Origin of the sequence: Alicyclobacillus suci, from assembly GCF_017329615.1 — a bacterium.
Taxonomy (GTDB): Bacteria; Bacillota; Bacilli; order Alicyclobacillales; family Alicyclobacillaceae; genus Alicyclobacillus; species Alicyclobacillus suci.
In genome coordinates, this window is sequence record NZ_JAFMTW010000013.1 from 15850 (window position 1) to 41681 (window position 25832).

Sequence of the window (25832 nt, forward strand, 5' to 3'; positions counted from 1 at the left end):
CCTTTCATGTATCCGGCTGGTATCGGTCAAACTAGCCGTAAGTGAAGCAAATGTCCGATAGACACGTCACGCACGCATGGACGCGAAAATCATTTCTCGGATGCGGGCCGCGTGCACGCCAATGTCGTCGTCAGGCGAAATCAGGGCAGAACCCTGGGCAGAGGTTGGCTTCCCGCCACCTTTTCCCCCGACGCTAGCCAAGTAGGTCGTAACCAACTGCTGCATGTTGACGAGGCCGCTCGATTCACCCTGTACATATACCCGGTCTTTGACTTGCCCCACGAACACCACTGTCGCATCCTCCACTAACCGTGACACAGCTTTCTGCAACGCCTGAAATAGCGCTTTGCATTCCGCCATATCCGCACAGTCGACAAAGCGCGCCACAATAAAATGATGCTCTAAAATATCTTTCATACCCGCTTCCACTTCGGTCTCTACGCGATACGTTGCAAGAGCCGTCTGCAAGCGCGTCGTCGTACGGCGAAGTTCCGCCTTCTCTGCAATCTGCGCCTTGACGACCGACGGCAGGTCAAGCCAATCGGTCGACAAGTGGCTGGTCAACGCCTGCGTGACACGCACCCGTTCAGTGTAATCGCGCAGGGCACGCATTCCGCACACAAACATCAAGCGCGTGGCGTTACGCACCTTTTCTTGCTGGACAACCTTGAGCAACCCAATTTCACCTGTAAACTTCGGATGGGTGCCCCCGCACGCGTTGTCGTTAAAATCGGCGATGGTCACAATACGAATGTCTTGTGTCACCTTTGGCGGATACCGCAAGGCGAATTGGGACAACTCGGACGTCTGAACAAACTGTGCTGACACTGGTCGGTTTTCCATGATCATGCAATTGGCCAACTGCTCGGCGCGCGCCAAGTCACCCTCGGATAACACGGGCGTCGCAATATCGACCGTGACCGCGTCGTCACTCATGTGGAAACCGACGGTGTCTAGGTCGAACAACTGCTCGAAAGCGGCCGACAAGATGTGCTGTCCACAGTGGTGCTGCATATGGTCCAACCGCCTTTGCCAGTCGATTTCCCCAACCACTGACGTACCTACAGGAAGCGAATGCTCCACCACGTGAATGACCTCATCCTCGCGGATAAACACATCGACGACCGGTATGTCATTAAGCATACCGGTATCGTGGGGTTGACCACCCGACGTCGGATAAAACGCCGACTGCGACAAAATGATTTCGAACCGACCATCCGCTCGCTGCTGCTCCGAGATGACGTATGCAGAAAACGACCGTAAATGACTGTCAAAGTAATATAGGCGGCGAGATTTATCCACAATACATCCCCATTTCCTCAAGCGACTTCCTGAACGTTCATACAAATGCGGCATGCGTCACGCACATGTACCGGTACCCGTTTACATTCGCTCCATCCTGACGAATACCTGTCACACTACTGCACGCACGCGTCGACCAAACGGCGCTGCCCACACCTAAGGCTACCTAGCACCAAACGAAGGGCCAGCGAACTGAATTCGCTGGCCCTTCGTATCCGTTCCGTTCCCCATTTGATTGTCGACGCTTCCCGTTAATAACCGCCGTTACCGGCGGTTATTGGCCGCCTGTCGCCGTGCCCGCCTGCTGCGAGTCCCGCGTACGCGGCACCCTGCCCACAATCGTCCACGGATGCGCTGCGCGCGTCAATTCTTCCATCACGTCAGCCAACTGGCCGGCTTGAAATGGGCGAGTCAGCGCGACAGGTAGCGGCTGATTGCCAGATATCGGCCCGTACGTCCGAAAATGCGCAACCATATCCACCAATGCGTCTTCGACGTCCCGGACGTTCTGCGGTGAAACGACGACACCCGCTTGATAATGCTCAATCAAGCTCGACGCTTCCCCCTGGTGCAGCAACGCGAAGATTGGTCGGCGCGTGTACAGGTACTCGTACAACTTACCCGGGATATACATGCTCGCAGTCGAATCCTGGTCGCCAATGAGGAGCAGACAATGCGCGTTTGCCATTCGCCGGGCGACTGCGTCGTGACTCAAGTAACCTAACACGCGTACGACCTTGTCGAGATGCAGGCGTTCGACAAGGTCGCGATTCGATGCTTTGCCGGGATAGTCAAACACCCCCGCAAACTCAATGCGAATCTGATCCGGATGAATGCGGCCGGATCGGATAGCTTGACTCACAGCCTTTAAGAACACCTCTGGAGAGCGCTTGGGGTAGAGAATGCCCGCGTATAACATCGTAAAGACCCCCGGTGAAGGCGCCGCCTGAATCGGCCCAAAATCAGCCGGATCTACCCCGTTGCGAATCACGGTCAGTTTATCAGAGAGATACGGATACTTTTGCGAAAACCGCAATGCAAAGCCATCTGTCACCGTGGTGATTGCGCTGGCATCACGCATCACCCACCGCTCCATTCTCCCTTCCAAACGTGCACGTCGGCCGCTGCCGTAAAAGTGCATGTTGTCCGTCCACGGATCGCGAAAGTCAGCAATCCACGGCACGCGCGTCCAGCGCTTGAGCAGCCATCCAGTAAGGTGCGCACTCACGGGAGAAGATGTCGTAAAAATGCACGCGATGTTACGCTGGCGAATGAGATGCGTCCCAACGAGCGCCGCGCGCAGTGCCCATACGACTTGCTCATCAGGCATCAGCACCTTGTCCTTCAACCGCTTTAACCAACGTTTGAGGCGGGAGGTTCGCCCGGTTGCCATCGTTGCGCCGTCGCTCGTCGTCGCGTGCGACGCCTGCGTGCGAGGCATCATCCGTCTCATCCACTTCGCAATCGGATCCCGCACCCGCACAACCTCGACATCATCTGGAATCTCAGCCATCAGCGCCTCGTCCATCGTGGCCGACACCGCTTCGCTGGTGGTGAGGACGATGGGCTTCCAACCATGATCCCCCAAGTACTTAGCGAATTTCAGCGCACGCTGCACACCAATCCCACCGATTGGCGGAAACAGATAGGCTACAATCAGAACCCGTTTCTCGCTGTCCACCGCGCCCTCCTCCTGTCTAGGCCCGCTGTAAAATGGTCGTATGCGGTAGATGTAAGACGCGCGCTTCGAGGCGACCACGCGGATCAACCAGAATCACCGGCGCCGTCGGATTGACGAGCCCAAACAGCCGTCCCCAGTCGAGCTGGTCAAACGCTGGCTGCCAAGCACCCACGACGATGGCGTCAGCCCCGCGGAGGCAGTCTTCAACGCTTGCGAATTGATACGGCAGTAAAGGTGCGACCGTCGGGTCATACGCGCGAACCACGGCGCCCAGCGACTGAAATGCTTTTGCACACGCGATAGCTGGGGACTGCCGAATATCGTTCGATCCGTCCTTCATCCCCAACCCGAGCACAACCACGACCGCGTCCTTCATGGACCGACCTCGGTCTGCGAGCGACTGCGCCACATCTCGCGCGATACGTTGCGGCGCACCTTCGTTGGTCTCCCGCGCCGTGCGAAACAGCGGCAAATCCACACCCGTCGTGTCATCGAGCGATGCCGAGAGATAGTGGTAGGCGTTCGGAATGCAATATCCACCCACGCCGACACTTGGCAACAACATCTGCACCCGCGGATGCGTATTGACCATTTGAATGAGTTCGAACAAGTTTACCCGATGTGCCTTGGCCACAGCCTGCAACTCCTGAACCATCGCCAAGTTGACATCGCGCTGCGCATTCTCAATCACCTTCGACAATTGTGCAATGCGCAAATCGGTGATGTGAATCTGCCCATCGGTCAACTTTTGCAACGTCTGCGCCGCCAGCGCCGCACATTTGTCCGTCAACCCGCCAACGACGATATCGAGCGTTTGAAACTCCTCCATTGCGCGCCCTTCGGCGACACGCTCTGCGGCATACGCCACATGAAAGTCCACGCCCGCCACCATCCGACTGGTCTCCTCGAGAATCGGCACGTAGCGAGACTCGACCGTCCCCGGCACCACAGTGCTCCGAATGACGACGACATCATGTGGCTTCAGCACTCGGCCAAGATTCTCCATAGCCATCCTGAGTGGCTCATCACTAAGCGCCTTCGTATCCGGATGGACAGGAACGCCGACCGTCACAAGATACGTCGTCGCCTCCCACGCAGCAACCGCCGTCCTGCTCGACACGATGAAATGGCCTGCAGCCAAATGCCGCTGTAAACGTTGCTGCAACGTCTCGCCCCGATAGTCTTCTTGGACGTCCGTCTCACCTGCCTCAATCCGCCTCACCTTGTCGGAATCCGTATCGATGCCAACCACCCGGAACCCGCGCTCACACAAACACATAGACAGCGGTAGCCCGATATAACCCAATCCGATGACGCCAATGGATTCGCGCATTGCCATTCCTCCACAAAGTCTTCTTTACACATAGTGTAAGAAGTCAATGTAGAGGCGATATGAATTCCAGATTAAGTGTTCAAGAAGAATGTAAAGATTTGATTGGGAGAGGAGAAGGGCACGGGGACGGCGGGCGGATCCGCTCCATCCCAGCCCTCCACGGGCCTTCCGCCCGCCACCTACCGCATCAGGTCTGGCCTACCCAGTCGGGCTTCGCGACCTCGTGCCAGCGGTTGCGGATGGCATCATACTCAGTAGCATCCAGTGGGCCTTGGTTGGCGAGGTCGGCATTTTGTTGCCAGCGTCCCGGGTTCGTCGTGCCGACGATAGCCGTGGTGACGCCGGGTACTGACAGGGTGAACCGCAATGCGACGGACACGGCCTCTGTCGTCGGGCGCCGCGTGAAATCGTACTGGAGCGCCTTTAATCGTTGCCAATACGTCACATAGTAGGCGTTGTCGGGCGTCTCGGCATACTGCCACGCGACATTGGCAATCGGCCGCTTCGCGATAATGCCCATGCCCCGCGCTTGCGCTGCTGGCAGGATGCGGTCAATCACGGACTGATCTGCCACGTTGACGGACGTTTGCAGACTGTCAAATGCACCGCTTTCCACGGCGTACAAGGCGGCTTCGTTATCCCCGCTATAGCCAAGATAACGCACCTTGCCGGCATCGCGCGCTTGTTGCAACACCTCAATCACCACTCCCTGTTGAAGCGTTTCAAGACTGCAACTATGGAGCTGAATCAGGTCAAGATAGTCTGTCTTGAGCCGCTTTAGGCTCCTATCAATACTATCGCGCAGCGTTTGCACATCCCAATCAGGCGTGGACAATCCGCTTGCGTGGCCGCACTTACTAAACAGATAGAAATCGTTGCGGCGATGGGAAACGGCTTGTCCAATCAACTCTTCGCTACGGCCATAACACGCCGCCGTATCAATTAAGTTGAGTCCTGCGTCCAAAGCGCTGCCCAGAAGCGCGTCCACTTGGCGGGCATCGACCTGCTGACCAATCTCAGCGCCACCAAAACCTAACGCGCTCACCTTCATATCGGTCTGACCAAAAGCGCGATACTCCATGCCTTCACACTCCATCCGAATGGATTCGATATTTCAATCATCTTCTATTATGCCAGCAGGCCGGAAGGAAACACCAGAGCCGAGGTCAAACTACTACCATAGAAGTCAAACTATATAGACGTCAAACGACATACACAAAATGAGCGAAACAAGGTAGAAAGACGATGTTTTGCAGCGGGAGGGGCACATGCGGCACAGATTAGATTGGCCTTTGCCTTATACACTTTGCATCATCCGACGGGATGACGAACTGCTCTTACTCAATCGCTTGAAATCCCCGAATATGGGCATTTGGAACGGGCTCGGCGGCAAGATTGAACCTGGTGAATCCCCCACACAAGCCGTGCAGCGGGAAGTCATGGAAGAAGCGCAACTCGAGTTTTCGCTGTCAGACTTTCACTACAGAGGCGTTGTCGCCTGGACGCTGTTCAATGGCGCACGAGGCGGTATGTACCTCTACACGGTAAACCTTCCCGAGGGACACCGCTACAACACGCCAGTTGCCTGTAGTGAAGGCATCCTCGATTTCAAGCCACTCCGTTGGGTTCTTCACAAGGACAACCGTGGCGTCGCCGAATTACTGCCCGCGTTCTTACCGCATGCCCTGTCCGACGAACCACCGCTGATCCACCGCTTCGACTTCACCGCGGAGGTGGCACAGCGATTTCTGCATCGTCATGAGCCACTGTCCGACCCATGGTGACGATGGCACGCAGGAGATACCCGCATCCACATGGATGCGGGCGTACCATCTGCATTTATTGTGCCTGCCATGTATGACCACCATCGATAGTCTTGAGAAGTTTTGATTTCTGAAAGTCAGAGGACTGCACCAACGCCCCCGGATTTAGTTTCACTTTTGCAAATGGGGATAACTGTTCCTTTACTTGTTCCTCAACGTTCACCGATTTCACCTTTTCACACCCTTTCCGTTGCTGTTGGGGATTTTCACAATGGTCATTCAAATAGACGGAGAACCCGTTCCCTGGTTACAAACGCAAAAAATAAAGGATTCCCGCCGACCTCACCGGAATTGACGAACTTCGGTTGACAGATTACCTATTTGTGACCTATCTGCCGCTAGATTTGAGAACATCAGGCAACATCCTCATAATAGGGAGGTAGATATCGGCTCAGAAGGTGGTTAGGATAATGGGATTTGACTATTGTTTTGTGTGCGGGGATAAAAATCCCCATGGTTTAAACATCAAGTTTCACCAAGATGGTGACGCGGTACACGCGACATTTCACTGTGAGGAAAGACATATCGGGTGGCCGAATGTACAACATGGCGGCATCACCAGTTCGCTGCTCGATGAGGCCTCAGCGTACGTCCCGTTAAATATGGGACTCGTCACCGTGACGGCAGAATTGAATATCTCGTTCAAAGCGCCAGTCCAAGTGGGCGAAACGGTTCATATTGAGGCTCATCCATCAAAAGTGACCAAGCGGCTACTCTACGTAGAAGCGCGTATGGTCAACTCCGAGGGAGAAGTAAAGGCGACGTCGAATGCCAAAATGATTGTCCTCTCACCTGAACAACAAGCGAAAATGGGCATTGAAGCGCCGATTGGCCGCGAATGACGATTGACCAAAGGAGCCAAGTTGGCTATCGTCTGATCTAATATAGATAGGTGTGGAGGAATCATCATGCTCGAGGAGAACCGCGGACGCTTGCTTATCGCGTGTCCTGACCGACAAGGTATCGTCGCCGCCGTCGCACAATTTTTGTATGAACAAGGCGCCAATATCACTGCATCCGACCAATATTCGACAGACGCTGCCGGCGGCACGCTATTTATGCGAATCGAGTTTCATCTGGACGGCCTCGAAGCCCGCGAACAATCTCTGTGCAACGCTTTTTCGGCCTTGGCAACAGAGTTTCACATGTCCTGGCAGTACGCGCCAGCGCGCCAGCGCAAACGGATGGCCATTTTCGTCTCCAAGGAACTCCATTGCCTCCAAGAACTCCTGTGGGAGTGGCAAAGCGGGCAACTCAACACAGATATCGCACTGGTTATTAGCAACCACGACGATGCCCGAAATTTGGTCGAGTCCTTAGGCCTGCCATTCCACCACGTGCCCGTAAACGCAGAGAACAAGGCGGAAGCCGAAGCAATACAACTGGCGCTTTTACGCGACGCACAAATTGATATCGCAGTGTTGGCGCGTTATATGCAAATCCTGTCCCCGTCGTTTTTGGCACACTACCCAAATCGCATCATGAATATTCACCATTCTTTTCTGCCGGCCTTCATCGGGCGAAATCCCTATGGTCGCGCGTACAACCGCGGTGTGAAACTGATTGGCGCCACCGCGCATTACGTCACAGAAGACCTCGATGAAGGACCGATTATCGAACAAGACGTCACCCGCGTAGACCATCGCTATGACGCTCACGCGCTGCGCATCGCCGGTCGCCAGGTCGAACGGGCTGTACTCGCCCGCGCGGTAAAGTGGCATCTCGAAGACAAAGTGATTGTGCACGAAAACAAGACAATTGTCTTTGCCTGAGGGGCATTCGCCCGTTCAGCCCTCCCTCTGTACTCATACGGTATAGAGAATGAAAGGAGGGAAAGCAACATGGCACACCATCCCTTGTACCCTGTTGCACGACGTTTGGTGGGCAGACACGTCCATGTATACCATATGAACGGACGAATTTATCCTGGCTATTTGCAAAGCGTTACGCCAGACGGAATTTACCTGATTCGCACGGATGGCTACGCCGGTGTGTCCGCAAATGCCGACGACACTGACTTCAGCACGCTTGTTGGCGGGCAAAACAACACCAAAATGACACAAGTGTATGCACCTGCTGCCTTTTTCGGCTTCGGTGCGTTGACCGGATTGACACTCGGTGCACTCGCTGCACGCCCTTACGGTTACGGCTATGGCTATGGCTACGGGTATCCATATTACTGGTAAAAGCAAGGGCGGTGGTGTCACGCCACCGCCTGTAGTCTCGACACAAATAATTCGAATATTCAATCAAAAAGTTCGTGCATGAGAGACTCGATTGTGCTATCGTTGACAGCGACAAATGTCTCATTCATAGCCGAGGAGGTCTTCGCATGGACATTCACGTCGACGATTCCGCTACAAAGTGGCTAAAAGAAGAGTTCGGTCTCACGACTGGCGACGCAATTCGCATTATGACAAGATACGGAGATTCCACCGTACAACCAGGATTCGCATTGACCTTGTCGGTTGAACGTCCGTCCGAGGTGGCATCGGCTGTCGAACTGGATGGGATTCAAATTTTCATCAAAGAACAAGACGCCTGGTACTTTAACGGTGGCGACGTCTTCGTTCGGTACGACCCCCACACAGACGAACTCATGTTTGATGTCCAATGAATGACGACTCGTACGACCACTCCAATGTGTAAATGTGGCGCGACACCTTCGCACTGCGCCACATTTACGTCAAATAGCCCCGTATCCGCTTTGCAACACATGCCACAACAGCTGGGTGCAATCCAAGATGGCCCGCAATTCGAACGTTTATTTGTGTGTACCCTGTCTGCTCCTGCCAATCCTTCACGCGACGCGGCAGTGTATCCGTCAACCAACCACTAAACCACAAAAACGGTGCAAGGACAACCGTTTGATACCCCGCTTGTGCCATCTCCGTCAATGTATCTTCTAATTGCCGGCCCGTTCCAGCCAGGTATCCAACAAACGGTTCCTTCCCGAACACCTTTGCCAATTGATGCGCCACGCCAGCAAACGCCGCCTGTGCATTTTCATCCCGATTGCCACGTCCAAGCAAAAGCAAACCAACGGATTCATCCGTCAAACAAATCTTTGTTTCGCGAATCCGCTGAACCAGCGCCTCGAGAAGTAGGGGTTCTGTCCCATAAGCTTGTGACAGAGTCAGTTGAAGCGATGGATACATGTTCTGCGCAGCTTCTAATTGCTTTGGAATATCGTGCAACATATGCCCTGCAGAAAACAAAAAAAGCGGAATACACACAATCTGACGAACGCCCTCTGCCGTAAGAGAAGTGACGCCTGCGACAATATCGGGATCTTGCAATTCAAGAAACGCGTGTGCAGCGCGAACGGGTACGCCAACTCGTTCCTCGACCGCAGAAACAAACCGTCTGAACTCGTCAACGCCGTGCTGCCTCCGCGTCCCGTGGCCGATGAACAATAAAGCTCTAGTCACCCGCGAACCACCACCGCATCCGCGACGTCTTCGCGCCAGAACGTCTTTTGCATTTGCGCACAGACATCCCAATCATCCTCGGCTCCGGCCGACTCAAACGCGTGTACTGCCTTATCAGTCCAGAAGTCATCGAGCGAAAACAATGACGTTCCCCACGATGGTCGACTCGTAGACCATACCGCATCTACCCCATCCTCTAACCACATACGCGCTACATCTAGCCACGAACGCGTCAGATCAAGCGAATACAAGTGGACCTCTTGAGATAGATGCGGAAGGCTTTGGCCTTCCACACCCGGAGATGCCTCAACAAACCACGGACGAACCGTCGAGTCCGACCACACACACGGTCCGATTCCGTCAGCAAAAACGCCGTATTGCTCCAAATGTCTCGCAACAGCCAAACTGTCAGCCGCGATGCGCAGGTTCGTCATCTGGCGTACATCCACACCCAAATTTTTCAACTGGGAAAACCAAATCTTCACGCCCAACGTCGTCGTAAAGTACATGCCTGCGCTACTGGCTGCCAACATGGTACGCAGACGTGTATGAACACCGTCGCCTTGCACGGCCAACATTTCGGCACTGAGGGCAAACGTTTCAGCCCCCAACGATTCCACCGCCTCCGCCATTCGCATCACTTCATCCGTAGTGCCCGCCGTGACAAAAATCCGCCGCCCAGCCAGTGGCAAAGACTCAAACCACGACAAGTCACTGCGTTTTGAAACGACGTCCCCGACAACAATGATAGCAGGGGATTCGAACTTCGCCGCCGCCACCTTCGAGACGATGTCTTCTAGTGATCCGACCAACGTCCGTTGAGCTGCACGCGTCCCCCAGCGAATCAACGCCACCGGGGTCTCTCCAGACAGACCAGCGCCCCGCAGCCCGTCGACAATTTTGTGCAATTGCCGCACACCCATCAAAATCACGAGCGTACTCGACAATTGCGCATATGCGTGCCAATCCACTTCATCTTCAGAGGTCATCCGGTGTCCGGCCACAACAGTAAATGAGGGTGATAACTTGCGATACGTCACAGGAATGCCGGCATACGCTGGAACGCCGACCGCAGAGGTGATGCCCGGCACAACTTCGAACGGAATCCCCGCCTCCGTCAATGCTGCCGCTTCTTCACCTCCACGGCCAAACACGAACGGGTCGCCGCCCTTTAAACGGGCGACAATCCGTCCAGCACGCGCCAAAGAAATGAGGAGTTGTTCAATGTCTTGTTGAGACATTGCGTGGTCGCCGGCTTCTTTGCCGACATAGTGCAGTTCTACATCAGGCTTTGCATAACCAAGAAGCCGTGGCGACGCGAGCCGGTCATACACAATCGCGTCGACCGTCTCCAAGACGCGCCGCCCTTTCACCGTGAGGAGCCCAGGCGCGCCAGGGCCAGCTCCGACGAGATATACCAGCCCTCTTGCCATGCAGCAGCCTCCTTACAATATCTTACGATACAGTCACAAGCCGCGCTTGTAACTTGTCGAGTCCCACCCGAACACAATAGTCGCCAAAACCTTCGCCGTCCTGGCGTTCATCTCGGTACGCCCGGAGAACAGGATACAGCGTCGAGACCAATTCCTCTGCCGGAACCTGCTCTTTGAATAATTGATTCAACCGCGTTCCTGCAATATTGGCGCCAAGAAACACGTCGTACTTGCCAATCGTCCGACCCACAAAGCCAATCTCCGCGATGTAGGGACGCGCACAACCATTGGCACAACCGGTCATCCGGATGATAATCGGGTCATCCTGCAGCCCCAAATCCTTGAGTGCGCGCTCGAAATCGCGAATAATCTGCGGCATGACGCGTTCCGATTCCGCAATCCCAAGCCCACAAGTCGGCATAGAGACACACGCCATGGAGTAGCTCACCACAGGGCGATATTCGTCCGCCAAGAGCACGCCAGCTGCGTGCAACTTTGCTTCAATTTCATCCACCTGCTCTGCGGTCAAATCACAGAGAATCATGTTTTGCTGCGTCGTCAGCCGAACCGTCGGCTGATAAGTTTCCATAATCTCACGTAGCACAGATTTCAGTTTCACCGTCTCTGTGTCCTTGATTCGACCATTCTCAATGAACAGCCCCAAGTGCATTTTACCGCCGCGCCCCTCAATCCGCCCGAGGTGGTCGTGCGACGACGTCCAGACAATGTCACGCGGTGGTGTCAAATCATAGCCTAACCGCGCTTGTGTCTCTTCGCGGAACCAGTCGAGTCCACGTTCTGCGACAAGATATTTCATCCGGGCAAACTTGCGCTCGTAGCGGTTGCCATAATCGCGTTGAATCGTGATGATGGCCTTACAAACATCGATGAGCTGTGACGGATTGACAAAGCAGAACGGCTGCGCCAAAAATGGCCGCGTGTTCTTGTCAGCCGCCGTGCGTCCCATACCGCCACCGATGGCAAGAGTATAACCGACTACATCGTCACCGTCGCGGTGGGCGACAATGGCGATATCATTGGAAAAGATGTCCGCACAGTTATCCCCTTCATAGGCAAAGGCAATCTTAAACTTGCGCGGAAGATAGGTCTCACCGTACAACGGTTCTTCAGTCTGACCTTCGGAAAACTCGACCTTTTCGCCGTCCAGCCAAATCTCGTGATATGCGTTTGTCTTCGCGGACACAGCATCGACCAAAGCCAACAAATCCGCACGAACTTTATCGTAGAATGGACCTTCGTGAGGCGCCGCACAGGAGACGATATTGCGAACCTGGTCCCCACAACCGCCAAGCGTAGTGATAAGTACGTCATTGATGGCTCTTAGCGTCGCCTTGATATTTTTCTTCAAAATCCCGTGCAACTGGAACGTCTGCCGCGTCGTAATCCGCATGGTCTGATTGCCGTACTGCTCCGACAACTTGTCGAACTGGAGGTACTGTTCAGCGCTCAAAATACCACCGGGAATTCGCGCCCGAATCATCATCGAGTAGGCCCGTTCCTTACCTTCTTGCTTCAATTGACGGCGCAAGTCGCGGTCATCCTGCTGATACATCCCGTGGAACTTGAGCACCTGAACGTTTTCCTCGGAAAAGTGGGTCGAATCTTCCTGGAGCGCCTCCGCAATCGTACCGCGGAGAAATCGGCTCTCCTGCTTAATTGTCTCCACCTTAGACAATTTTTTCTCCTTCTCCAATCAACTCACCTCACCGATTCAATCCACTCTCTATGTTCGCGCGCCTGCCTGACGCTGGAATCCATCTTACTGTTCGCTTGGGTGTAAACCACATTCCGTCTTGTTAAAGCCCGCCCAACGACCACTGCGTGGATCTTCACCCGGATTCACCGGACGCGTGCAATGTAAGCAGCCAATACTTGGATAATTTTGGTCATGTAACGGGTTATACGGCACGTCATTCTGTTTGATATAGCGCCAAACTTGGCCTTCCGTCCAGCGAACCAATGGGTTCACTTTCACGAGCCCAAACTTAGCATCCCACTCGAAGACCTTGGCATTCGCCCGCGTCGGCGCCTGTTCACGGCGAATTCCCGTAATCCAGCCGTCGTATTCCGTCAATACTTGTGTCAGAGGCTCGACCTTGCGGATTGCGCAGCAAGCATTCGGGTCACGCTTCCACAATTCGTCACCATGCTTTTCCGCCTGTTCAGCCAGCGTCAGTTTGGGCAACACCTGACGAAGATTCGGGATTCCGTACTTAGCAATCGCCCTATCCCGCAAATCATACGTTTCCTGAAATAAAACGTTGGTGTCTAAGTAGAATACGTTCGCCTCAGGGTTAATTTTCATAAGCATGTCGAGCAGAACCATGTCTTCGGCCCCAAAACTACAAGCAAATGTAATATTAGAAACGCGACGCAATGCTTCCGTAATAATCTCTTCTGGCGTTGCATTTTCGAACTCTTCGGCAAGTTGCTCAATCCACTCGTGTTCCGTTACCGCCGTCGCCATGAAAGTTCACCTCATAATCCGATAGATATGTTCGGAATTAATCTTCTCTCGACTATAATACGAGGCCCTGAAAAAGTCAAATAACTCTAAGCGGTTTACTGTGATTTTACTCCGCGCGACCCCCTGCATTATCATAGACACACATTGGCACTCATTCGTTCAAACCGACAAACTGAGCGTAATAAAAGAGGGATACCATGCACTACGCGGCTTTTTTAAACCTTCGGAATAAGGCGTGCGTCGTCGTCGGCGGCGGTACCATCGCCACACGCAAGGTCCAAAAGCTACTGCAAGCAAAGGCGGACGTGACGGTCATCAGTCCTGACGTCCACCCAAATCTTGAGGGCTTAATTGCAAACGGGCGCGTTCGCCATCTCGCACGCGCGTATCAACCCACGGACCTCGCGCACGCGACACTCGCATTTGCAGCGACAGACAATCGCGCCGTCAACGCTTCCGTTGCGCGTGACGCTGCGGCGTCCGGCATCTGGTGTAACGTCGCCGACGATAGAGAGGCTTGCGACTTCATGGTTCCAGCAGTACATCAGCACGGCAAGGTGCAAATTGCGATTTCGACATCCGGCCATTCCCCTGCACTCGCCAAACGCCTACGCGAAGCGCTCGAGGAAGATCTCGCCGATGGCGGTCGCCGGTTTTATGACCTACTCACGAGTTGCCAAATCGACGACCCGCAGCAGGCGGGCGATTAGCCTGCAAGTTCCTCCCCATCGGGCTTGACCGTCGGCAGTTTCTTCAGCAAACTGCTGAACTCCAACTCGACAAACTTCTCGCGGGCCTGTGCGTAATCAATGCGCACTTCTAGGCTCGCGGCATCGACAGTTGCCAAAGCTTCGATATCGGTCCGAATCGTCGCCAGCGCCTTGCTCAAAACCGCTGCGCGCTTGCCAACGAGCTCCGTGTCCGACTCCTTGGTCAAGTAGACAAGCGGAGACCTGGCAATACCCAGTTCCTTAAACAGCCGTTTGACCTCAGACTCGTGCTCCGGACACATATCCTCAATATAATCATACAAGTCCTCAATTTTCCCAAACTCGCGCAACAGCGGCACAGCCGCTTTCTCCCCAACGCCTTTGACGCCTGGAATGTTGTCGCTGCTATCGCCCTCCAGCGCCTTTTTGTCGACCATCTGCCAAGGTTTGAGGCCATACTCCTCCTCAAAGGTCACGGTCGTGTACTCGAACGTGCCGTCCGGCACAGCCAGTTCCTTGACGTTAAGTCCGCGGCTCTTATACAGCGCCTCTGCCTTTGAGGTGAGCAGCCAAACGCGCGTCCCTTCTGAAATAAGTTGCAGCGCATCCTGATCTTTGGTGTAAATGTAGACAGGCATGTCCTTTTCAAATTTACGCGCTAACGTCCCGATGATGTCATCCGCCTCGTAATCGTCAAACCAGAATTGGGCGATATTCATCGCCGAGAGCAACGATTGCATCGTGCCATACTGCTGGCCAAGAATCGGCAACGCATCCTCCCGGTGACCTTTATAATCTGGATACAATTCGCGCCGAAACGTATTGCGTGACACATCCCAAGCCACGGCCAAATGGGTTGGCTTCTGACGCTCCACCAAGTTCAACAAAATCCGCGTCATTGGGTATACCGCATTGGTATAAATCCCACTCTCTGTACACAACGCCTTCTTCCGCAGATACGCTTCCCGTTCTTCCTGCGATTTGAGCTGATAATAATCCCTTGGCACGTTACCAAAAAACGAGGTCGTCAAAAGTGACGACCCATCAATTAAAACAAGCTTCATGTAGCCCACCTCGTGTCCAATCATGCTGTCCCTCATTGTAACACGAAGGGCATACAAGCCGATCTTTAACACAAATAGGATCCCTTTGGGGCGGGACCCCATTCTCATTGTCCGTCGCCGTCCTCGCGATGGATGACACCGCGCAACGCCTTGCGATACTCGTCGTCGCTGAGCGCTTGTTTCTGTTGTGCCTCCGTCTCCTTTGACGGCTCGTCCGCGCCATCTGCACCCTGCGCCTGTAACTGCAGGCGCAGGGCCTCCCGATACGCCAAATCTCCCTGGCCGCGTGAAGCTCCAGAAGGCGTATCGTCATCCTCAGTACCGAAAGAGGCCCTCGTTTCCCCCGCCAGTGCCGTCGTCTCTGCATCGACGACTGCGTGCTCGGCGGCGTACTCACTCGTATCGACCGCCTCTATGTCACCCGCTTCATCCGTTCGCTCACGCCGGATGGCCCGCATACTGGTGCCAATGAAGATAACGCCGAGTATGATGACAACCGCCGCAAAGATGAGAAAATACTTCACCAGTTTCCCCCCGCTCCCTCCATCTCATGGGTCCAAACACGGACTCACGATACAAATTTGCGCGTGATATCCGCAACGCGTCGCCCCAAAACGCGACCTAGAGCCAAATCAGAATCCGTTGGCATATTCATCGGCGCATCCTCCGACACCTCAACAGGGCAGGTGACACCGACACCGTAATACGACCCGTAGAGTACATTTTCCGGAACGTTACCAGGAAGGCCGACAATCACCATGCCGTTGTGCAGCATCGGTGTAATCAGGTTCCACAACGTCATCTCGATACCGCCGTGAACTGTCGCCGTAGTGCAAAATGCTGCACCCACTTTGCCAACGAGCTGGCCGCGCGCCCACAACGGTCCAAGTTTGTCGATCCACGCCTTCAATCCGGAACTAATCGTGCCAAAATGGCCCGGACAGCCCCAAATAATTGCATCCATATCCGCTAGATCTCGAGGATCAGCCTCCGACACATGATGCAGGTGAACATTTGCGTCGGCAGCGGATTTCGCACCCTCCGCGATGGCGTTGGCCAAAGCCTCGGTGTGGCCTGCTTCACTGTCATATACCACGTAAATCTCCATCGCCAGTACCCCCTCCACGTCTAATGCTGCAATTACCGCTCACTTGTCTCTACCACAGCCGGGGCCGGCAGGGCACGTTGTGGTTCGCGCTTTGCATTCGCAGGTTGCAGTTTTTTATTTCGCCGCAGGAATAGCGACAAGACAAGCGCCAATAAAGCGAGTGCGGCAGCAACCAGATACGCGTCGTCCACCCCCTGAACCCCAGCCAGTTTTTGCGTTTGGCCATACAGGACATACGTCGCGTACGCCTGTGCAGTCTGTATTGATCCGCCGAGTTCCCCAGCGAACCCCTGTACCAGGGTGTGCATCGAATTGGCCAACTGCGGATTCGTCGCAGTGACCGTATTGATATACTGGTTGTAGTGCGTGTTTGTCCTATCTGTCATAACGGTCGTCAACAGGGACGTTCCCAGACTACCAGCCACCATGCGGACCGTATTCGCCGCCGCCGTCCCATGTGCCGTCACCTGCCGCGGCAGATAGTTCAAACCACTGGTCATGATAGTCATAGCGATAAAGCCCATGCCAAACATCCGGAATGTGTACACCCACTCAATGTGCCGAAACGGCGTCGTGGAGGTAAGATGCCCCAATTCCCAGGTCGTAATTACCGTAATCAGAAGCCCGACAATGGCCAGCGGCCGAATCCCGATTTTATCGAGCAACGCCCCGGAAATCGGTGACATGATGCCCATCAAAATCGCACCCGGCAACATCAAGAGACCGGAATCGAGTGAACTGTACCCACGAAGATTTTGCATGTACAAGGGCGTCAGCAGCGTCCCCCCAAACATCGCCATGTTGACGACGCAACTCACCCCCGCCGCCAGTGAAAATCCCCCGACTTTGAACACGCGAAGGTTGAGCAATGGCGTTCGTGCGGTCAATTCCCGAATAATGAACAGGATGATGAACACCCCGCCGATAATCAGGCTGACAATCACAATCGCGCTACCCCATCCATTGCTCCCTGCTTCACTAAACCCGTACAACAAAGCGCCAAGACCAATGGTCGAACTGAGGAAACTCAGCACAGCAAACTTCGGAAATGTGCGCTGCGTCACGTTTTTTAGAAAGATGGCCGCTATCACAATGTCGATAATGGCGACTGGAATTACGATATAAAACAACACGCGCCACGAATAGTTCTGGATAATCCATCCTGATAGCGTAGGCCCTACGGCGGGTGCAAAGAACATCGCAATCCCGATGGTTCCCATCGCCCGCCCCCGCGTCTCGGGAGGATAAAGTGTCATGATGACCGTCATCATCAACGGCATCATGACACCAGCGCCAGCAGCCTGAATTACGCGTCCAATCATCATGACCATAAAGTCAGGTGCAGCCGCGCAAAAAACAGAACCGATGCCAAAAAGCGACATTGCGCCAAGAAACAGTTGCCTCGTCGTAAAGGTTCCCATCAGAAACGCCGTCAGGGGGATGATGATGCCGTTTGCCAACATATACCCTGTGCTTAGCCATTGAACGGTATTCGCGGAGACATTGAAATCGTTCATCAGTTTCGGAATCGCGACGTTCAATAACGTTTGGTTGAGAATCGCAGCAAATGCTCCAATCACCAAGGATATTAAGATGGGCGCTTTATGGATGTTCGCCGGATCAAAACCGTTCGGCCCAGATGGCGTGGCTGTCTGATTCATCTCGCCGCCCCCTTACTTGTGGATGCGAACACTTGCGTTCATGCCGGGCGCTAGACGGCCTGTACCCGATTGAATTTGGATTTGCACGGGGATGACTTGTGTGACCTTCGTATAGTTCGCATCGGAACTCCCGGTTGGCAACAACGAAAACGTCGAAGCGGTCGCTAGGCCCACTTGTTTGACCACACCGGTGTACGTCGTCCCAGGATAAGCGTCAACGTATACGTCCACCGTCTGCCCGACCTTGACGTCGTTGATTTGGGTTTCCTTGATATTGGCGGTGATCCACAAGTTGTTTAAATCGTAAGCGTATGCCAAGGGTGTGCCGGCGGATACAAATTCGTTGTTCACGGCCATATTTTGGACGATAGTCGAGTTTTGTGGATCCGTTATCGCCATCGTCCCACGCGCCCCCGGTACCACTAACGTACCAACGGTGTCACCTGCGTTAAACTGCGTGCCAACCGTCCCGTTCCAACTGGTCAATTTTCCGCTTGCCGGAGCCGCAATGACGATTTGCTGCCCGGTGACTTGTGCGTCGTCGGTCTTCAAATATGAGGTGGACTGATTGTAGTAGTAATAACCCACGAAGCCCGCGATAAGAACGACTACAATCACGACAATCTGCACGATTAGCATGCGTCTAGCGTTCATAACGTCCCAAATCCCCCTAAAGTGAAATCTCAGTCGGCGCAACTGCTCCCCGTATCATGCCCATTCATCCTTCAAATTAGGTACAAGGCGCCACGCCCGATATGTTCTTCACCGTCAGGAATTTTATTCGAGCGATATTTTATTGACTAAATTTCATGGGAATCATCTTTAGGGGAATATGAAATTCAGGTTCAGAGGGGACTTCGTCTGGGACACCGAGGCGATGTCCCTAATGTAACCAGCTTAGCGGAGCGACGACACAACGCGCGCCAACGCGTCTAAAAACGCATCCACTTCGTGGTTCGTGTTGTATGGCGCAAGACCCGCACGGACAAATCCGCCAGAGGCCTGAACACCGAGTTTGTGGGCAAGTGTTGTGGCGTAGAAGTCGCCGTCGGCAATAAACAGGCCGTAGTCGTCGACCATTCGCCGGCAGACCTGACGTGACGACACGCCATCCACGGTAAACGCAATGGTAGGCGTTTTACGAACGGAATGCGGCGCGGCATACAGATGAACGCCTGGCAGTTCTCGAATGCCTTCCCGCACCCGCCAGGCCAGTGTATCCTCATATGCCTCAATTGTCTCAAGCGCACTGACTAGTTTTTCCCGGAGGGTTGGCCCTTCCCCCAACGTGCTCAGGTAGGTGATAGCTGCTCCCACGCCCGCGATGCCTGCATGATTTTGTGTACCTGTTTCCAACTTATCTGGAATGAACGATGGTGCCGGGTCTAGTTTGTAAACGTCGAGGGCTTCAAAGAGATCTCGGCGAATCGCGGCGATGCCTACATGTGGTGCAAAAAATTTATACGCCGAGCACAAGAGAATATCCGCGCCTAACGCATCTCTGTCGATGGGAATGTGCGGTGCGGCATGAACCGCATCCACAGCCACCCATGCGCCAACAGCATGCGCTTTATTAGCAATCGCGCGCACATCGGTCACCGTCCCCACCGCGTTCGAAGCCAAACCGACGGCCACGAGGCGAGTTCGGGGCGTGAGTAGTTCGTCGAGCTCATCTACATGTAACGTCAACATCGTAGGATGAACCGTTAACCACTTGACGACGACGCCCTTATCCTCAGCTGCTCTGCGCCAAGGGTCGACGTTCGCTCGGTGATCTAACTCGGTGACAATGATTTCGTCACCAGGTTGCCATTCCCGTGCCAACGCGCGGCTAATCGCAAACGTCAACGTGGTCATATTCGGCCCAAACGCCACTTCTTCCTCAGCGGTGTTCAGCAGACAACCCACACTGTGCCGGGCTTGCGCCAACAACGCCTCTGTTTCGACACTGGTCGGAAATACGCCATGCAAATTGGCGCCGCCTGACGACATATAATGCGAAACCGCGTCAATGGCCGCCTGACAAACTTGCGATCCGCCCGGACCGTCGAAGTACACCACCTGCTGCCCTCGATACGTACGCCCTAAGGCTGGGAATTGCGCTCGAACCCGTTCCACATCCAGTTGCAAAGCCACGCCATAGCCTCCCTCACGGAATCCCTGTTTGCTATATGCTAATCCTTATCAACTTCCGGCAACGCCGAGCGTTCTGGCGGCAACGGCAACAACTTCACACGTTTCCTCCGAAACACCCACCATCGGGAGCCTGCGTAGTTCATACACAACGCCGTTCCATTCGCAGCAACTTTGCTAAACGACAAAGAGATATGCAGGGAGTGATCTGCTACAAACAGTGCCAACAGAGAGCCGAAAATAGACAGGACATTCAACATGCCAAACTTCACCATCTCATACACGTTGAACGCGTCTCGTTTGGCAAAGGTCAATCGACGGTTGAGAAAATAGCTATTGATTGCGCCGCACGGATACGAAATGAGTTGTGCGGCAAGATAATTCATATGCGCGTAGTGATATGCGGAATAATACGCCGCTGTATCCACGAACAGGTTGGTAAACCCAACCACACAAAACAAGGCAATCTGCCGAAACAACGAAACTAGGCGAGCGATTTGGAATCTCGTCATGGCAGTTCTACAGCGGAAACCCAATGATTCCGCCCGATTTCACAATAAATGTAGTGCCCTTGGATTGTCATCGAACCTTCCTGCGCACACGACGCGTTGAAATCCTTTGCACCGGCGTGTGCGAAATTTCTATCATGGTATCACAGTGCCGAGCTACACGGGCAACCCAAAAATTCTATTTAGACGAATTATGTACCGCTTGCAATCCTCTTGGCAAGCACGGGCGACGCTCGCGCTCAACTCGCGCGCGTCATTTGATTAGGTGCAACGCCCGATAGTCGTCCGTCGTGACTTGTCCGTCCATCGGCAATCCGTGTGTGATTTGGAAGTAGACCAAGGCAAATTGCGTGGGCGCGTCAAAAACGCCTTTACAATCATCGCGATAATATCCCTCTGCCTGCAAACGCTGTTGCACTAAACGAACATCGGCTCCAATGTTGCCATACTCGAGCGTCCGCAAATGCGCCAAGGGATTCCCATGAATGACGACGCGTGTACCAATCGGAACGATGTCAAACAGTTGCTCGACGTCGCGATTCTTCATACGAACACACCCGTGACTCGCGAAGCGGCCAATCGATGTAGGTTGATTTGTCCCATGAATCCCATAGGTTCCCCAAGGCACATTCAAACCGAGCCAGCGCGTGCCAAATCCACCGCCCCAGTCCTTTTGTTTGTCGACAATTTGCCAATCGCCTACGGGCGTTTGCGTCTGCGATTTCCCGAGCGCAACGTGCCATGCCCGGTACAGTTGACCGTTCCGATACAGTTTTAGCACTGGCTGCTCTGTATCGATCTCAATCGTGTACGGGTTCTCAGATTCAGCCACAGATGGCGATGTTTTCGAAACCGCCGCATATACCGGTTCGGTCGCCATCATCACCGCCACGACCAAGGCGAACAAAGACAGACAAACTCGTCGCCCAAAACCGCGGTGCATTCTGATTACAGACATCCGCATCACCCCCCTTATGGTCTTTGTATTCTTCATATTATGGGGCGAAGCCATGCATCGATGGAGTTGTGGAATGTCCAATGAACCGGAGGGTCATGAGCGGAAAACACCAGCCCAATACCAAGCGACGTACGAACGGACACACAAACCTGCAGCCTAAGCAAACGAAATGGGATTTTCATACATTCTCGGTTTGGTGTGTCCACCATATTGACTTAATACCACAGCTAAGACGGGATCGATTAAGCTACAATATGGCTATGAGAAAACACTATACAACATCATTCAAAGCGCAAGTCGTTCGGGAGCTTCTCAAGGAAGAGAAGACACCGGACTAGGTCTGAACGTGTGTCCATGGTTGATTTCAACAGTGAAAAACTTTCTGTTTCTCGGCAGGCCGAGTTACACAGCCTGAATCGCTCAAGCCTCTATAATCGTTGTGAAAAAAGCGCTTCCCGATGGCGGAAGCGCCTTTTTCGCAATTGCCTAGAGTTGATGGTGTAGTCAGTAGTCTACAAGGAGAGAAGGAATCGCATCCGTTCCGTAAACATCGTTCTTCAACAACAAAATGTCATTGCGCAATGGCGTGTGCCAGCAGTTCCGCATAAGCTTCTGCGCCCGTCGGGTTCAGGTGCACACCATCCGGATAAAAGTAATCGGAATGCCCTGCGCTTGCCGTGTACCAATCCACCAATGTCGTGTGCGGAAACGATTTGGCCACCTGCGCCAACGTCGCGTTCACCACCGACTCCCATGGACGGGGCACCCGTGTATTGACCAGGACAATCTGCTTCACAGGCCCCAGTGATTGGAGCAATTGTGTCAGTTGATTCGCTGTAAATGGCCCGTTCGTCCCAAGTTCGATGACAATGCGGTCCCCCAACTGCCCGTTGGCCTTCAACGAAGATACCGTCGCACTTGCCTGCGTCAACTGACGGCCAATCTGCCCATCGCAAATAATTCCCGGGAGCAATTTTTGCAAATCTGGCGTCGCATCCACCATGACAGAGTCGCCTATCGTTGTAATACCGGTTCCGGAACCTATCGGCGTTAACTGCGCCTGCGGATTGTCTGACGTCACAGCGCCACTTGTTCCCGCGCCGCTAGCACCCGTCGTAGCGGTGCCTGCGCCCGTTTTGGCGGAAGCAGTTGCGCCGTTTGTGCCAGAACCCGTGTCCGTTCCAGTGGAGTCCGACGCATGTTGTGCCTGAGGTGCCGAGTGCACCGGTAACCCGGTCGTCTTCGCCGACGCAGACGAATCCTTTGCCTCCGCACCCGTTGTCGCTTGGTCGGAAACCGGGGTGCCGGCTGACGTGCTTACAGCGCTGACTGCCTTGCCAGGGGCAAATGGGCTCGCTTCAGCCACGCCGACCGTGAATAGAGCCGCCGCGGCGACCGATGAGGTCACGGCGCTCCAGCGAAAGACAGGCGTTGCCCAAAGCTGTTTGAGTGCCGTCCATAGGCGCGCAAGTGCACCTTGTCTAATCGGTTCTTCAAGGTAGCGCCACGACAACGCCGCAAGTCCAATGCTCGCCACTACCTGCAGCACGTCCCGGGTGACGTTGACGCCACCTGTATTGACCGCGGGGCTGGTGAGAACGATGACCGGATAGTGCCAGAGGTAAATGCCATAGGATCGGACACCAAGCCAGCGCAGCGGTCTCCACCCAAGCACCTTCCCGAGACTGCTGGCCGGGTGCGCAAGGACGGCGACAACCACAGCACTGGCAACGGAGAGCAAAACAAGTCCCCCGCGGTAAAGCAGTGGGTCATATTCGTTTGTGCGAACCATCATATACAGAACCACAGCGAGGGCCAACGCACCGGATAACTCCAACGTGGTTCGCCGGAGCACGCCAACTTTCGCAGTCAGCTTGGCACTCGGCCAGACCAGTGCCAATGCTGCGCCAATCAGCAGGCCAAAAGCGCGCGTATCCGTACCGTAATAGACCCGGCTGGGGTCCGTACCCGGCTGATAAATCACCGCCATCGCAACAGCCGACGCAGTTGCCACGACGAGTGTCAGGGCTAACAGTCTCCAACGCCGTCTGAGACAAGCAAGACCCATCGCGAGCAGAAGCGGCCAGACGAGGTAAAACTGTTCCTCCACTGCCAATGACCACAAATGTCCAAGCGGAGACGGCCGACCAAAACTGGCGAAGTAGGAGACCTTGTGAAAAATGAACCACCAATTGCTCACATACAAGACGGATGCCAATGCGTCTTGATGGACCGTTGTGAGCTGTGTCCGATCAAACAACGTCACCCATCCCAACACCGCCAAGAGCATCACTACCATGCCCGGCAGTAAGCGGCGCGCACGCCGCCACCAAAAATCGCGCAAATTCAACCGACCTCGGTTTCGCCACTGTGCCACAAGTAAATCGGTAATGAGGTACCCGGACAGTACAAAAAATACCCCGACCCCTAAAAGCCCCCCCGGCACAAATCCCAAATTGAGGTGGTAGCCAATCACAGCCAGTACGGCCAACGCCCGTAGTCCGTCCAGTCCCGGCATGTACCGGCTGTTTCCCTTCAGGGGTTTAGGCATTGCGCTCACCCCCTCGCCGCGTGAGGTGGTGCGCCAATTGTGAAGCAATGGACATCGTGGATGATACGGTCGGATTCTGCTGCATCGTCTCCTGCTCCTCTCCCAACAAGTGCATCTCTATGGCAACGCGATGTACAAAGGTTTGTGCGCCTACAAACCGCGACATCATTCGACAAAATTTCGGCGTATAAACCTACGATTTCAACTCATTTCGTAGCTTCATATAGGAGACGACGCCCACACAACTTTTGTTTCAATGATTTTGACTGTAGAGGATATGTACCGTTGATGACCAGACTGGAATTCTTGGAAATGCCGCGGTGCGTCTGCTAAGGAAGGATAGATTTGGAACACCTTGGCGCTGGTAGGCGCTAATCCCCATTCACGACGCGAAGGCTCATCACCCTTTCAGCGTGCAACCAAGATAGCGCCACCTGCAAAGGTCTCCATTCCTCGCTACAGAATACCTGTGGTTCTGTCAGTGCTTGTGCGCAAGCACCTCAGCTACCATGTCCACGGCCCGCAACACATCTTCCCGCGTCACATCCTTATGTGTGACGAAGCGGACAGTCGTCGGACCAAAAGCGGTCGATAGCACCCCTGCCTCACGTAGTCGTGTGAGGAATGTGTCCATCGGCATGCCTGTCTCTGCGATGTCAGCCAGTACGATGTTCGTTTGGACGGTCGCAAGATCAACCATGACCCCCGGCATGTTCGCCAGGCGTTCAGCCAGAATGCGTGCGTTGTCGTGATCTTCGGCCAACCGGTCGACCATCTTCGTCAAGGCGACAATGCCGGCTGCACCGAGAATGCCAGCTTGGCGCAGGCCGCCACCGAGGCGCTTGCGCCACTGCAAAGCAGCTTCAATAAAAGACTTCGGACCGGCAAGGACAGATCCGACAGGTGCACCAAGTCCCTTTGAGAGGCAAAATTGAATCGTGTCAACGCAATCCGCAATGTCTTTCGCACTACAGCCCGAAGCGATAGCAGCGTTGAATAGCCGCGCGCCGTCCATATGAACCGGAACACCGGCTGCATGAGCGACCGAACGAATCTCCTGCAGTACCGAAACAGGTGTGACGGTGCCCCCTGCGCGGTTGTGTGTGTTTTCCAGAGAAATCAGTGCGGTACGCGGTTGATGAATGTCCAAGGGACGGATGGCTCTCTGTACATCGCGCGGTTGAAGCACGCCGCGCACGCCCGTGACCTGGCGAATTTGTGCCCCGGCCACCGCCGCGATGCCGGCGGCTTCGTAATAGAAAATGTGCGATTCCGCTTCGGCAATAACCTCTTCGCCAGTCTTCACGTGTGTGGCAATGGCGACGAGATTCCCTTGGGTGCCGCTAGTGACAAACAACGCCGCCTCTTTGCCTGTGCGCTCTGCCGCCAGTTCCTCCAGTTGGCGAATCGTCGGATCCTCCCGGTACACATCGTCGCCAACCGGTGCAACCGCCATCGCGCGACGCATTTCTTCCGTGGGTTGGGTGACCGTATCGCTGCGTAGATCAATCCTCTTTGGCACGTATCTATCTCCATTCAAGTGAAGTTAGGAAAACCTGATGTATTCATTATAGAGACTCACTGGAACGCGCTTCAAGGATGGCGGCAAAGATAGCCAAATTTACACAAATCAGCCCCCGCTAAGTG

25 protein-coding genes are annotated in these 25832 nt (G+C 54.3%); 6 read left to right on the plus strand and 19 right to left on the minus strand.

Features of this window, described 5'->3' with window-relative positions:
- Positions 1-66 precede the first annotated feature (66 nt).
- The 4 genes from J3482_RS08715 to J3482_RS08730 form a co-directional block, all read right to left on the minus strand.
- The gene (locus tag J3482_RS08715) at positions 67-1302 is read right to left on the minus strand and encodes an alanyl-tRNA editing protein (RefSeq protein WP_206918351.1); all 1236 of its coding nucleotides are present in this window, start codon (positions 1300-1302) and stop codon (positions 67-69) included.
- Between the two features lie 274 nt (positions 1303-1576).
- Entirely contained in the window at positions 1577-2983 is a 1407-nt protein-coding gene (locus J3482_RS08720) for a glycosyltransferase family 4 protein (protein WP_206918352.1), read from the minus strand.
- 16 nt (positions 2984-2999) lie between these two features.
- Positions 3000-4316 carry a nucleotide sugar dehydrogenase gene (locus tag J3482_RS08725; RefSeq protein ID WP_188332235.1) on the minus strand — a complete coding sequence of 439 codons (1317 nt, stop codon included), beginning with the start codon at positions 4314-4316 and terminating at the stop codon, positions 3000-3002.
- Between the two features lie 187 nt (positions 4317-4503).
- The gene (locus tag J3482_RS08730; RefSeq protein WP_146822945.1) at positions 4504-5397 is read right to left on the minus strand and encodes an aldo/keto reductase; all 894 of its coding nucleotides are present in this window, start codon (positions 5395-5397) and stop codon (positions 4504-4506) included.
- A 187-nt stretch (positions 5398-5584) separates the two neighbouring features.
- On the opposite strand from J3482_RS08730, the gene J3482_RS08735 reads away from it, so the two are divergent.
- Positions 5585-6100, plus strand: a complete 516-nt coding sequence (locus J3482_RS08735) for an NUDIX hydrolase (RefSeq protein WP_146822943.1) — start codon at positions 5585-5587, stop codon at positions 6098-6100.
- Positions 6101-6155: 55 nt separating this feature from the next.
- On the opposite strand, the gene J3482_RS08740 is transcribed toward J3482_RS08735, so the two are convergent.
- The gene (locus J3482_RS08740) at positions 6156-6311 is read right to left on the minus strand and encodes a hypothetical protein (protein WP_206918355.1); all 156 of its coding nucleotides are present in this window, start codon (positions 6309-6311) and stop codon (positions 6156-6158) included.
- 238 nt (positions 6312-6549) lie between these two features.
- Between J3482_RS08740 and J3482_RS08745 the strand changes: the two genes are divergently transcribed.
- The 4 genes from J3482_RS08745 to J3482_RS08760 all read left to right on the plus strand — a co-directional run bounded on the left by J3482_RS08745 (position 6550) and on the right by J3482_RS08760 (position 8756).
- Positions 6550-6981, plus strand: a complete 432-nt coding sequence (locus J3482_RS08745; protein WP_146822941.1) for a PaaI family thioesterase — start codon at positions 6550-6552, stop codon at positions 6979-6981.
- Between the two features lie 66 nt (positions 6982-7047).
- Complete coding sequence (gene purU, locus J3482_RS08750) at positions 7048-7911, plus strand: formyltetrahydrofolate deformylase (RefSeq protein WP_146822939.1); 864 nt, start codon at positions 7048-7050, stop codon at positions 7909-7911.
- 69 nt (positions 7912-7980) lie between these two features.
- Complete coding sequence (locus J3482_RS08755; protein ID WP_206918356.1) at positions 7981-8325, plus strand: hypothetical protein; 345 nt, start codon at positions 7981-7983, stop codon at positions 8323-8325.
- A 146-nt stretch (positions 8326-8471) separates the two neighbouring features.
- A complete protein-coding gene (locus tag J3482_RS08760; protein WP_021295935.1) occupies positions 8472-8756 on the plus strand; it encodes a HesB/YadR/YfhF family protein in 285 nt (94 codons plus the stop codon).
- 64 nt (positions 8757-8820) lie between these two features.
- On the opposite strand, the gene J3482_RS08765 is transcribed toward J3482_RS08760, so the two are convergent.
- The 4 genes from J3482_RS08765 to J3482_RS08780 form a co-directional block, all read right to left on the minus strand.
- Entirely contained in the window at positions 8821-9570 is a 750-nt protein-coding gene (locus J3482_RS08765; protein ID WP_188332233.1) for a sirohydrochlorin chelatase, read from the minus strand.
- A complete protein-coding gene (gene cobA, locus J3482_RS08770) occupies positions 9567-11003 on the minus strand; it encodes a uroporphyrinogen-III C-methyltransferase (RefSeq protein WP_206918359.1) in 1437 nt (478 codons plus the stop codon). The genes J3482_RS08765 and cobA overlap by 4 nt, the downstream gene beginning before the upstream one ends.
- A gap of 22 nt (positions 11004-11025) precedes the next feature.
- Positions 11026-12717: an NADPH-dependent assimilatory sulfite reductase hemoprotein subunit gene (locus J3482_RS08775; RefSeq protein ID WP_146822931.1), complete on the minus strand. Its 1692-nt coding sequence runs from the start codon at positions 12715-12717 to the stop codon at positions 11026-11028.
- 66 nt (positions 12718-12783) lie between these two features.
- On the minus strand, positions 12784-13491 hold the full coding sequence (locus J3482_RS08780; protein WP_146822930.1) for a phosphoadenylyl-sulfate reductase: 708 nt from the start codon (positions 13489-13491) through the stop codon (positions 12784-12786).
- Positions 13492-13688: 197 nt separating this feature from the next.
- On the opposite strand from J3482_RS08780, the gene J3482_RS08785 reads away from it, so the two are divergent.
- On the plus strand, positions 13689-14201 hold the full coding sequence (locus tag J3482_RS08785; RefSeq protein WP_146822928.1) for a precorrin-2 dehydrogenase/sirohydrochlorin ferrochelatase family protein: 513 nt from the start codon (positions 13689-13691) through the stop codon (positions 14199-14201).
- Here J3482_RS08785 and J3482_RS08790 read toward each other — a convergent pair.
- From J3482_RS08790 to ltaE, 10 genes are all read right to left on the minus strand, one after another.
- Entirely contained in the window at positions 14198-15289 is a 1092-nt protein-coding gene (locus J3482_RS08790; protein WP_223204135.1) for a 5'-3' exonuclease, read from the minus strand. The genes J3482_RS08785 and J3482_RS08790 overlap by 4 nt on opposite strands.
- A gap of 80 nt (positions 15290-15369) precedes the next feature.
- Positions 15370-15789, minus strand: a complete 420-nt coding sequence (locus J3482_RS08795; protein WP_146822926.1) for a hypothetical protein — start codon at positions 15787-15789, stop codon at positions 15370-15372.
- Positions 15790-15833: 44 nt separating this feature from the next.
- Entirely contained in the window at positions 15834-16373 is a 540-nt protein-coding gene (locus J3482_RS08800; RefSeq protein WP_146822924.1) for an NAD(P)H-dependent oxidoreductase, read from the minus strand.
- A 32-nt stretch (positions 16374-16405) separates the two neighbouring features.
- The gene (locus J3482_RS08805; RefSeq protein ID WP_146822922.1) at positions 16406-18034 is read right to left on the minus strand and encodes a DHA2 family efflux MFS transporter permease subunit; all 1629 of its coding nucleotides are present in this window, start codon (positions 18032-18034) and stop codon (positions 16406-16408) included.
- 12 nt (positions 18035-18046) lie between these two features.
- Positions 18047-18688 (minus strand): HlyD family secretion protein, encoded by a 642-nt coding sequence (locus tag J3482_RS08810; RefSeq protein ID WP_146822920.1) that lies wholly within the window; start codon positions 18686-18688, stop codon positions 18047-18049.
- 243 nt (positions 18689-18931) lie between these two features.
- Complete coding sequence (locus J3482_RS08815; protein ID WP_146822918.1) at positions 18932-20170, minus strand: cysteine desulfurase-like protein; 1239 nt, start codon at positions 20168-20170, stop codon at positions 18932-18934.
- 38 nt (positions 20171-20208) lie between these two features.
- Complete coding sequence (locus J3482_RS08820; protein ID WP_146822916.1) at positions 20209-20679, minus strand: GtrA family protein; 471 nt, start codon at positions 20677-20679, stop codon at positions 20209-20211.
- Positions 20680-20929: 250 nt separating this feature from the next.
- Entirely contained in the window at positions 20930-21634 is a 705-nt protein-coding gene (locus J3482_RS08825; RefSeq protein ID WP_206922286.1) for a L,D-transpeptidase family protein, read from the minus strand.
- Between the two features lie 571 nt (positions 21635-22205).
- Complete coding sequence (locus J3482_RS08830; RefSeq protein ID WP_206916838.1) at positions 22206-24185, minus strand: acyltransferase family protein; 1980 nt, start codon at positions 24183-24185, stop codon at positions 22206-22208.
- Between the two features lie 478 nt (positions 24186-24663).
- Positions 24664-25707, minus strand: coding sequence for a low-specificity L-threonine aldolase (gene ltaE / locus J3482_RS08835; RefSeq protein ID WP_146822910.1), 1044 nt, complete (start codon positions 25705-25707; stop codon positions 24664-24666).
- Between the last annotated feature and the right edge of the window lie 125 nt (positions 25708-25832).